This is a genomic window from Mucilaginibacter sp., from assembly GCF_039207105.1.
Lineage (GTDB): Bacteria > Bacteroidota > Bacteroidia > Sphingobacteriales > Sphingobacteriaceae > Mucilaginibacter.
The window spans coordinates 27,887-38,763 of the sequence record NZ_JBCECK010000029.1 but is presented as its reverse complement, the minus strand read 5'-3'; the positions used below and the strand labels follow the sequence as shown (position 1 = coordinate 38,763).

Sequence of the window (10,877 nt, the reverse complement as noted above, 5' to 3'; positions counted from 1 at the left end):
ATTATATTAAACACCGCGCACGCTCATTGATGTTTAGCGCAAGTATGCCTCCAGGCTCTGTTGCCAGTGTAATTGCAGCATTGGACATCATCGAATCAGAACCCGAAAGAATCCAAAAACTTTGGGATAATACCAACTACGCTCAAAAACTTCTGTTAGAAGAAGGTTTTGATCTGGGCCCTACCGAAAGCCCTATCCTGCCAATATATGTACGTGATAATGAAAAAACCTTCTTTGTAACTAAACAACTGCACGCAGCAGGTGTATTTGTTAACCCGGTTGTTTCGCCAGCCGTACCTTCAGATTCGTCATTGTTACGATTCTCATTAATGGCTACCCACACTTTTGATCAAATTGACGAAGCTGTTGAAAAACTTGCTAAAGTTTTCAAAGAAGCAGGTGTGGCCTCAATTAAAGAAAACATATAATTAAAAATATAAAAAGATGCCCGCGTGTAAACAGTTTTGTGCTGTTGCCCGCGGGCCTTTAAATTTCTCCCCCTTTTTGCATTACTCCATTTTATAATACTACTCATGATAAAAATAGTAACCGTTAGTTCTAAAAAAGAATTAGCTTCATTTATTGATTTTCCGCATGACTTGTATGAACATGATCCTAATTATGTTCCGGAATTGTTTATTGCACAAAGGGATCTACTTACCATTCACCCATTTCATAAACATAATACATTACAAACCTTTTTAGCTTATGACGGTGATAAAATTGTTGGCCGCATAGCTGCGATACTGAACAACGCGCATAACAAATTCAACAATGCCAATGATGGTTTTTTTGGTTTTTTTGACTGCATTAATAATACCGAAGTTGCTGCAATCCTTTTTAAAACCGCTGCCGACTGGCTTAAACAAAAAGGGGTAACCGATAAGTTTATTGGCCCGGTTAATTTTTCAACCAATGAGCCTTGTGGCTTGTTGATCGAAGGTTTCGATACACCACCGTTTTTAATGCAAACCTACAATGCTCCTTACTATGCCGATCTGATTGACGGATTAGGCTTTGTAAAGAATGTTGATCTGATTGCCTGGCACTGGGATGATAAAAGCTATGATGATAAATCGGTTAGACTTTTAAACTCATTGGAAGAGCGCTTAAAACGCAGCAACATTGTTATCCGTACCATCAACTTAAAAAAATTTCAGGAAGAAGCTGTTAAACTACGCGAGGTTTACAACTCGGCCTGGGATCATAACGAAGGATTTGTGCCTTTGTCTGATGATGAGTTTGATTACCTGGCCAAAGATCTTAAACTGATCCTTGATCCTGATTTTGTTTTAGTTGCCGAGCAGGAAGGCAAAATAGTTGCCTTTGGTTTAGCCTTACCAAACTATAACGAGATATTTCAAAAAATTAAAAGGGGGCGTTTGTTGCCTACCGGTATTTTTAAATTACTTTTCGGACGCAAAAAAATACAAAGCCTACGTATATATGCACTGGGCGTTATAGAAGGCTATCGTAAAATGGGTATTGAAGCCTGTTTATATGGTACTATCATCAGAGAGTACAAAAAGAAGGGTATGAAACAAGCCGAAGCCGGCTGGACACTGGAACACAATGATATGGTGAACCGTGCCATACAGGCTATAAATGGCGACCCGTATAAAAAATACAGGCTATACGAAAAGCAAATATAATGGAGCGTGTTTTAATAACCGGCGCAAGCGGGTTTGTAGGTTACCACTTAATTGAAGCAGCCCTCCAAAACAATCTGGAAGTTTATGCAGCCATTCGCGGCAAAAGCCAGACCGACCATTTGATGGGCTTTGATATAAAGTATGTAAATCTTGATTATAAAAACCTCTCTGTATTAAAAGAACAGCTCACAGATATTAAACCCGATTATATTATTCATGCTGCCGGTGTTACATCGGCCAGGTCGCAGGCAGAGTATGATGATATCAATGCTACAAACACTTACAACCTGGCATCAGCTGCTGCCCTGGTTGGCGGTAACTTAAAAAAGTTTGTGCTTATTGGCAGCCTTGCCGCAATTGGCCCGCTTATGACTTTGGACGGTATCATTACCGAGGCTACCATCCCCCACCCTGTAACAGCCTACGGGCGCAGCAAATTACTTGCCGAAGAACAGTTAAGGACAGTTAAAGACATTAGTCATACTATATTGCGCCCAACGGCCGTTTATGGGCCAAGGGATACCGGCATATTTATATTTTTTAAGCAGCTGGTAAAAGGCATTGAGCCTTATATAGGTAGCTCACAGCAAAAGCTGAGTTTTATTTACGTAAAAGATGTAGCCAACGCTGCTATTAAAGCATTATATGGAGGGAATAATCAAACCTTTAACCTGAGCGACGGAAGCTTTTATAGCAGGTATGAACTGGGAGATATTACCAAGCATGTGCTGAACCTTAAAACCCTAAAGTTTCATTTGCCTGTAAATTTTGTAAAAATTATAGCGGCTATATCAGAAAAAGTAAGTTCTTTGAGAAATAAAGCTGCTGTAGTTAACATCGAAAAAATAGATGAGCTCATGGCTGTAAATTGGTCATGCGACAACGAAAAGGCAAAGTCCGAACTTGGCTTTTATCCGGCATATAACTTACAGAAAGGTTTAACCGAAACACTAACCTGGTATAAGGCCAATAAATGGCTTTAACCCAACAAAAAACAACTAATTAATGCAATGAAAAATGAGAGCGCTTTTTACTTGACTATTTTACTTAAACGTTTAAGTAAAGTATCTAACAATTCACCTGGGAGATGAATTTCACTATTTTGCCTATTTACTTAAACGTTTAAGTAAATCATGATTAGATACTATTTATTCAAAGGATTAAAATCTCAAGGTATAAGCACAGCAGTTTAGCCTTCATAATTTAAAATAAAAACAAGTACAATGAAAATGAAAATTACACCAGCCCAGGGAAAACTGGGTATTCTGATTCCTGGTTTAGGAGCAGTAGCAACAACCCTTATCGCAGGAGTTGAAGCGGTAAAACAATGCATATCGCAGCCAATTGGTTCACTTACACAAATGGGTCATATCCGTTTAGGCAAAAGAACAGAAAATCGCCGTCCCAAAATCAAAGATTTTGTGCCTTTGGCCAACCTCAATGATGTAGTTTTTGGCGGGTGGGATGTTTATGAGGATAATGTTTATCAGGCTGCCGCAAATGCACAAGTGCTTGAACCAGGCTTATTAAATGCCGTTAAACCACAATTAGAGGCTATTAAACCTATGAAAGCCGCGTTTGATAAAAACTACGCTAAAAACCTTAATGGTACCCACGTAAAACAAGGCACCCGTTATGAGCTGGCACAGCAGGTAATGCAAGACATTAGAAACTTCAAGGAAGAAAATGGTTTGGACCGTGTTGTTCTGGTTTGGTGCGGATCTACCGAAATTTATTATGAAGCATCTGCTATTCATCAAAGCCTCGCTGCTTTTGAGCAGGCTTTAATTGATGATGATAAATTAATTGCTCCGAGCATGATTTACGCTTATGCCGCTTTAAAATTAGGCGTACCGTTTGCAAATGGGGCCCCTAACCTAACGGTGGATATTCCGGCTTTAATTGAGCTCGCCAAAGAAACTCAAACCCCAATTGCCGGGAAAGATTTTAAAACCGGACAAACGCTCATGAAAACTATTTTAGCTCCGGGCTTAGCAGCTCGTTCTTTAGGTGTTAATGGCTGGTTTTCAACCAATATATTAGGCAACCGCGATGGTTTGGTATTGGACGATCCGGATAATTTTAAAACCAAAGAAGTATCAAAATTGGGCGTATTGGAAGATATATTTAAACCAGAGGATAACCAGGAACTTTATGGAAACATTTACCATAAAATCCGTATCAACTACTACCCTCCTCACGGCGATAATAAAGAAAGCTGGGACAACATTGATATTTTTGGTTGGTTAGGTTATAAAATGCAAATCAAGATCAATTTCCTGTGCCGCGACTCCATTTTAGCGGCCCCTATCGCGCTTGATCTGGCTTTATTCTGCGATCTTGCCAAGAGAGCCAACCTGAGCGGTATCCAGGAATGGTTATCATTTTACCTCAAATCTCCACAAACCGCCGAAGGCTTGCAACCGGAGAATGATATATTTAAACAACTGATCAAATTAGAGAACACCCTGCGTTACCTTATGGGCGAAGATCTGATCACCCACCTGGGTCTGGATTATTATGAAGAAGCCTTTGCCGAAGCATAAATATTTTGCCTGCTAATTACAACCGGTTGTGTATTAATTTATCTATATACAACCGGTTGTTTTTTTTGCTATTATTGTTTATTACCTGATCATTTATCGTTTTGACAATTATATCTGTAGTCTTACTTGATTATAACATGTGGCACCAATTACCTGTTTAAACACTAATTTCCAATTATACACTAAGCAAGTAATATTTCTATAGATTTAAAAATCAATATTTTACGATTCAACAAAATTAATATCACTTAATAAATTAATGAAATAAAGCAAATAAAGGTTGGTTAGAGACTAATATAATTAAAGCGTAAATATTTGCTGGCGGGGTGGTTAATTGACATAGTTTGCGGGAATATTTGACTTTTTGACCACATTAGTCTGTAATAAATTTTTCTACCTTTGAAGCGCAGTTACAAGTTGAGAGGGATAATTATGCCAATGCAAAAACAGGCTTTAGTGTAATATTTGCAGGTATTAGTGTTAGAAATATCAGGCTGGATGAAGTGTTGATGTGATCTGTGCTTTGAATTAATAATTTTGCTACAGGTAATAAGGGTTTAAGTCAACCAAGGTGTTTGTATTTGCATAATTGCATAAAGTACATGAATTTTAAAAATTTTTACAAAAGTTTATTTTCTTTAATACTCTTTTTTTCTGCTTCATCATTATTTGCGCAAAATACTGTTATTACAGGCGTTGTTACTGATGCAAGCAATAAACAAACCCTGCCTTATGTTGTAGTTGCTTTTAATGGTACTACCACCGGTGTTGCTACTGATAACAACGGAAAATACCGGCTTACTACTACCAATCAATCCTACAAGCAAATCAAAATATCTTTTTTAGGTTACAAAGATGCTTTTTTAGCGGTTGAACCCGGTAAAGAGCAAGTGATCAATGTCAAACTCTTCCCAGCCTCAAAAGAGTTGAATGAGGTGGTTGTTAAATCAGGCAAAAAGCCTAAATACCGTAATAAGGATAACCCCGCAGTTGAACTGATCCGTAAGGTTATTGAAAACAAAGAGAAAAACAGGCCCGAGGCTTATAACTACGTTGAATATCGCGAATATGATAAAATGATGTTCGGATTTATCAACGTATCCGCCCAGTTCTCCGATCGCAAATTTTTCAAAAAATACAAGTTTATCATTGATAACCGCGACAGTACAATCCTGCCCGGTAAATCCATATTACCTGTATATCTGGATGAAAAACTATCTCAAAACTACTATCGTAAAGACCCGGAAAAAACACGCGAAATTGTGTTAGGACAACGTGGTGTAAATTTTGGCCCTGCTGTTGATAATGAAGGTGTTAAACAATATTTCAAACACCTGTATAACAAGGTTGATATTTACGGCAATGATATATTTTTGATAACCAGCCAGTTTCTGAGCCCGATATCAAACAACTCTCCAAACTATTATAAATTCTTCATCACTGATACCATTACTGATGCCAAAAACCAAAAACTGGTTGAACTGAGCTTTACCCCACGCAACAGTACCGACGTACTTTTTGAAGGTATGATATACATTACCCTTGATGGTAACTACGCGGTTCAAAAAGCGGTATTAAAGATCAACAAACATATCAATATCAACTTTATACGTTCTATGGAGGTTGATCTTGATTTTGAACAAAATCCGGATAATCGCTATCACCTGAGCCGCAGCAGTACTATCGCGGAGTTCGGGGCTACTAAAAAAGAAGGTAAGAGTGGGCTGCTTGGGGTGCGAACTATTACTTACGGAAACTATGTAGTTAATCATCAGCGACCAGATACAGCCTACACCAAGCAAAGCGAAGAATCGCAGGATGAGGCTAAAACCCGCCCCGCGGAGTTTTGGGAGCGTAACCGCCTGGATACCCTGAGCACAGCCGAATCAAAGGTATATAAGAATGTGGACAGCCTCAGGAATATGCCATCGTACAAGCGTACTATGGATATTGCCACATTGTTATTAGCTGGTTATAAAGGCTTTGGAAAATTTGAGATAGGTCCTGCCAATACATTTTATAGCTTTAATCCGGTTGAGGGCTTAAGACTGAGGATCGGTGGCCGTACCACTCCTGAACTAAGCAAACGTTACTATTTTGAAACGTATGCCGCCTATGGTTTTAAAGATGAAAAGTGGAAGTACTTTTTAAGCGCAACGTATTCGCTCAATAATAAGACTATTTACAAATTCCCGCAAAACTATATCAGAGCCAGTTATCAAAAAGATACTAAAATACCGGGAGCAAATTTGCAATTTGTTCAGGAAGATAACTTTTTACTGTCATTTAAACGCGGGATAAATGACAAGTTCCTGTACAACGATTTTTATAGATTTGATTATGTGCATGAGCTCGAAAATCACCTATCGTTCAGTGCAGGCTTCAAAAACTGGAAACAAGCGCCAGCGGGTTCATTGTATTTCAATAACATCATAAATGGGCAGCCTAACGTGGTAAACGATCTTACTACTACCGAACTCACAGGTACTATTCGCTGGTCGCCACATGAAGAGTTTTATCAGGGTAAAATTTATAGGATACCTATCCCTAATAAATATCCAACTCTTGAACTTGATTACGCTGCTGGTGTCAAAAATCTTTTTAATGGCCAGTATAACTATCAAAAACTTGATTTCAGGGTTGATAAGCGTTTATATTTGTCACAGTTAGGTTACTCCGATCTTAGCTTTGCCGCTGGTAAAATTTTCGGTTCAGTACCTTTTCCATTGTTAACTATCCACCAGGCTAATCAAACTTATGCCTATGACTTGGATTCGTACAACCTTATGAACTTTCTGGAGTTTGTAAGTGATCACTATGAAAGCTTTAGGATTGACCACCATTTCAGCGGTTTTTTCTTTAATAAAATACCGTTGCTTAAAAAATTAAAGTGGCGCGAAGTCTTTTCGGCAAAAATACTTTATGGCGGTTTGAGCAACAAAAATAATCCGGCGTTACACCCTGATTTGTACCAGCTTCCCCTTGATGGTAAGGGTGTGCCAATTACCTATACACTGGGTAATACTCCTTACACAGAAGGTAGTGTTGGTATCGAAAATATATTTAAATTTATACGGATTGATTATGTAAGGCGATTTAATTATTTAGACCATCCTGAGGTACCAAAAGACGGTATCCGTGTGAGGGTTAAATTTGATTTTTAACTTTGTATATTCATAATAATTACAAAAATGGAACAGCAAACATCATTAAGAACAAACCTGCAATTAGGTATTTACAAGGTTATTGATCCCTTTGTAAAAATCTTGATCAAAGTTGGTTTAACCCCTAACGCGGTTACATCAATAGGATTTGTATTAAATGTGGGTGTAGCAGCAATATTTATTTTAGGAGCTGAAGAAGGTAACCGCGGCGATCTGAGCTACGTGGGCTGGGCAGGCGGCTTAATTTTATTCGCGGGCTTGTTTGATATGCTTGATGGACAGGTGGCTCGTTTGGGTAACATGAAATCGACCTTTGGCGCTCTTTATGATTCTGTGCTGGACAGGTACAGCGAACTGATCATGTTTTTGGGCATCTGCTATTATTTAGTTGCTCATCACTATTTTTTAAGTTCTATAGCCGCGTTTATCGCCTTAATTGGCTCTATGATGGTTAGTTATGTAAGGGCACGTGCGGAGGGCCTGGGTGTTGAGGTTAAAGGTGGCTTAATGCAAAGGCCAGAGCGTGTGGTAACCATAGGCTTGTGTGCAGCTTTAAGTGGTATTGTAGCACAGTATATTGGTGGTAATTATAAACTGTTTGTACCAGGCATTAAATTTCATGTTTTTGAAACCATTTCTATATTTACCATACCACTGGTGATACTTGCTGTGCTCACCAACATCACCGCATTTAACAGGCTAAGAGAAGCCAAAAGAGCTCTTATTGAGGCTGAAAAAGCTGAAAAAGAAAATTTCAAAAGATAATAAAAAGGCAGATCTGAATATTAAACTCAGAACTAAAGGCCAAAATATCATATCTTCGTAACAATAAAATAAAGGTATTTACAGTGCAAAAGATCTTTGTTAAAATTGCATCATTGTTTCCTTTCAGATAAAGGGCATTATTACCCGTACACAAAACAGATAAATAACAGGCAGAGAAATAGTTAAACATTTTAAAACCTGATATGCTATGAAAAAGAATTATATCTCCAATTCACAGGAGTCTGTGAGAATGTTTAAAAGCGACTTTTTAGAAAGTTTATCAAAAGTTCATTATACCGTACCCCTGTATATTTTTGTTCCGGTAATTTTATACTGTACTTATAAATCTTTTTTCGACGCTCAGGTTGATTTTTTACTATACGTCGGATTGTTTATTGCAGGCCTCTTTATCTGGACAATTGTTGAATACATTATGCACCGTTTTGTTTTCCATTACAAGCCAAATGAAAACTGGGCCTGGGCGCAAAGGTTGCATTTTATAATGCATGGTGTACATCATGATTACCCAAGTGATGCCAAACGCCTGGTATTACCCCCATCATTAAGTATCCCATTAGCTACAGGTTTTTTCTTTCTGTTTAAAGCTTTGTTACCTGTAAATTATATCTGGGGCTTTTTCCCGGGCTTTATATTAGGTTATTTGATTTATGATATATCACACTATGCCATGCATCATTTTAACTTTAAAAGCGGCTTATTCAAAAAAATAAAACAACACCACATGTTGCACCATTATCAGGATCCTGAAAAAGGTTATGGTGTAAGTTCTCCTTTTTGGGATAAAATATTCCGTTCAGGCTTTATAAAGAAATAATTGTGGATAGTACCGCGAATAAAAACCTAACAATTAATACAAAAACGGTACTGATTGTTTCTCTTTTTTCAATAGCCTACTTACTACTTTCACGCTTTCTGATCGGTTATAAGTCAGACCAGGTTACCTTGGTATTGATATTCAACGTACTTTTTTACGCGTCGGCCATTACCCGCAAGTTTATACTGGGTTTCACTATATTCATTGTTTACTGGGTGATATTCGACTTCATGAAGGCTTTCCCCAACTACAATTTCAACACCGTTCATATAGGCGATCTGTATAACCTGGAAAAGCATCTGTTCGGCATAAACGATAATGGTATCCGTGTAACCCCTAACGAATACTGGAAGTTGCATAGTAAAACAGCTATTGATGTAATAACAGGAATTTTTTATTTGTGCTGGATACCCGTGCCGCTTGGTTTTGCAGCATTTTTGTTTTTCAAAAATAAAAGGCAGTTCCTTTATTTCTCACTAACCTTTGTACTGGTTAATCTGCTCGGTTTTGTTGTTTACTACACTTTCCCGGCCGCGCCACCCTGGTATATTCAATATCACGGCTTTAAATTTACGCCGTTAACAGCAGGCAATACAGCAGGCCTTGCCCGGTTTGATGCCTACTTTCATGCGGGGATCTTTAAATCCATCTATACCAAAGGATCTAACGTGTTTGCTGCTATGCCGTCTCTGCACTCCTCCTACCCGGTTATTGTAGTGTATTATGCCATTAAAAACCGCCTGGGCTGGGTTAATATTATTTTTGCTACGGTTATGGTTGGTATATGGTTCACGGCGGTATACGCGAGCCACCACTATGTATTAGATGTGCTGGCTGGTATAACCTGTGCCTGCATAGGTATCGCGCTTTTCAATTTACTCATTAGTAAAATAAAATCACTGCAAAGCTTTATTACCAGGTATGAACAGGTGATATCCTGATTACTATACAGTTTAAGTATCCTATCAAGTTTTTAAAGAACGCTGAATAATAATTGAGCTTTAGTTTCAAAGCCAGAATCATCCTTTTTGCAATTAAACAACACAAAATTTCGGTATTGTTGTTACGCACAGATCATTGCACAAATAACAGGCACACTATTTGACGAAGATTATGGAATTAGCCGAACGTTCGATAATCTATACATGAAGAAACTTATCCTTAGCCTGTTTATTTTGTTAACCTTGTTTCAATTATCTGCGCATGCCGATAAACTGGATAGTCTGAAGCAAAAATTACAGATCACCAAAGATTCATTAAAAGGCCCTGTTTACGTAGATATAGCCAATCAGTATTTATTAAAAAATGACAGCATCAGCAGCAGGCGTTTAAAATTTCTTAATCAGCTTGAGGCATTAAACTATACCATGCTGGCGCTGCATAACTACTCAAACCTTGAAGATTCACTTGGTTTACGAACCTGTTATAATAACTTATCAAAAATTTACCGGTTGCAGCGCAAATACATTCAGGCTAAATGGTTTACCCTACAATCAAACTCCATATCGCGCATCCGCAAGGATGTCCCTAATGTAATAGCCTCTCTCATCGAACTTTCGGCCATCAAAGGTGACATGGAAGACTATAAATTTGCAATGGGCGATTTAAACGAGGCGCTGAAGCTTTCTATTAAAAACAAAAGCCTCCAAAGTGAAATGGATGTTCAATTGGGCTACGCCGCATTGTACCGGCAGATGAAAGAGTTTACCAAAGCCTCGCTCGCTATACAAAGGCATCAGGAAATAAGTGATAGCATACACAAGGCCCAGATAGATAGTATGGCCCGTATAGCTGCCCGCGACTCCATCCAGATGAGGAAAAAGGATTCTATCATCGTCAAAAAAAAAGTATATATCTCCAAAAGCAAAAAGACCTCCAGGCCAAGCTCAACCAAAAGGATAGCTTCACTGTAATA

General features: G+C 38.3%; 9 protein-coding genes. All 9 read left to right on the top strand.

What is annotated here, in order from left to right; genetic code table 11:
* Positions 1-428: aminotransferase class I/II-fold pyridoxal phosphate-dependent enzyme (locus AAGC65_RS08690; protein WP_343112046.1), on the top strand; the 428-nt coding region annotated here is incomplete at its 5' end.
* Positions 429-533: 105 nt separating this feature from the next.
* Complete coding sequence (locus tag AAGC65_RS08685; protein WP_343112045.1) at positions 534-1,652, top strand: GNAT family N-acetyltransferase; 1,119 nt, start codon at positions 534-536, stop codon at positions 1,650-1,652.
* On the top strand, positions 1,652-2,635 hold the full coding sequence (locus AAGC65_RS08680) for an NAD(P)-dependent oxidoreductase (RefSeq protein WP_343112044.1): 984 nt from the start codon (positions 1,652-1,654) through the stop codon (positions 2,633-2,635). Before AAGC65_RS08685 ends, AAGC65_RS08680 begins: the two co-directional genes overlap by 1 nt.
* Positions 2,636-2,875: 240 nt before the next feature.
* The gene (locus AAGC65_RS08675) at positions 2,876-4,198 is read left to right on the top strand and encodes an inositol-3-phosphate synthase (RefSeq protein ID WP_343112043.1); all 1,323 of its coding nucleotides are present in this window, start codon (positions 2,876-2,878) and stop codon (positions 4,196-4,198) included.
* A gap of 602 nt (positions 4,199-4,800) precedes the next feature.
* Positions 4,801-7,362: a DUF5686 family protein gene (locus tag AAGC65_RS08670; RefSeq protein ID WP_343112042.1), complete on the top strand. Its 2,562-nt coding sequence runs from the start codon at positions 4,801-4,803 to the stop codon at positions 7,360-7,362.
* 27 nt (positions 7,363-7,389) lie between these two features.
* Positions 7,390-8,127, top strand: coding sequence for a CDP-alcohol phosphatidyltransferase family protein (locus tag AAGC65_RS08665; RefSeq protein ID WP_343112041.1), 738 nt, complete (start codon positions 7,390-7,392; stop codon positions 8,125-8,127).
* Positions 8,128-8,335: 208 nt separating this feature from the next.
* Positions 8,336-8,962, top strand: a complete 627-nt coding sequence (locus AAGC65_RS08660) for a sterol desaturase family protein (RefSeq protein WP_343112040.1) — start codon at positions 8,336-8,338, stop codon at positions 8,960-8,962.
* A 2-nt stretch (positions 8,963-8,964) separates the two neighbouring features.
* Complete coding sequence (locus AAGC65_RS08655; protein WP_343112039.1) at positions 8,965-9,903, top strand: phosphatase PAP2 family protein; 939 nt, start codon at positions 8,965-8,967, stop codon at positions 9,901-9,903.
* 204 nt (positions 9,904-10,107) lie between these two features.
* A complete protein-coding gene (locus tag AAGC65_RS08650; RefSeq protein ID WP_343112038.1) occupies positions 10,108-10,875 on the top strand; it encodes a hypothetical protein in 768 nt (255 codons plus the stop codon).
* The last annotated feature ends 2 nt before the right edge of the window (positions 10,876-10,877 follow it).

Coding starts and splice junctions, on each gene's coding strand:
- AAGC65_RS08685 (WP_343112045.1), top strand. CDS start 534: ATGATAAAAATAGTAACCGTTAGTTCTAAAAAAGAATTAGCTTCATTT.
- AAGC65_RS08680 (WP_343112044.1), top strand. CDS start 1,652: ATGGAGCGTGTTTTAATAACCGGCGCAAGCGGGTTTGTAGGTTACCAC.
- AAGC65_RS08675 (WP_343112043.1), top strand. CDS start 2,876: ATGAAAATGAAAATTACACCAGCCCAGGGAAAACTGGGTATTCTGATT.
- AAGC65_RS08670 (WP_343112042.1), top strand. CDS start 4,801: ATGAATTTTAAAAATTTTTACAAAAGTTTATTTTCTTTAATACTCTTT.
- AAGC65_RS08665 (WP_343112041.1), top strand. CDS start 7,390: ATGGAACAGCAAACATCATTAAGAACAAACCTGCAATTAGGTATTTAC.
- AAGC65_RS08660 (WP_343112040.1), top strand. CDS start 8,336: ATGAAAAAGAATTATATCTCCAATTCACAGGAGTCTGTGAGAATGTTT.
- AAGC65_RS08650 (WP_343112038.1), top strand. CDS start 10,108: ATGAAGAAACTTATCCTTAGCCTGTTTATTTTGTTAACCTTGTTTCAA.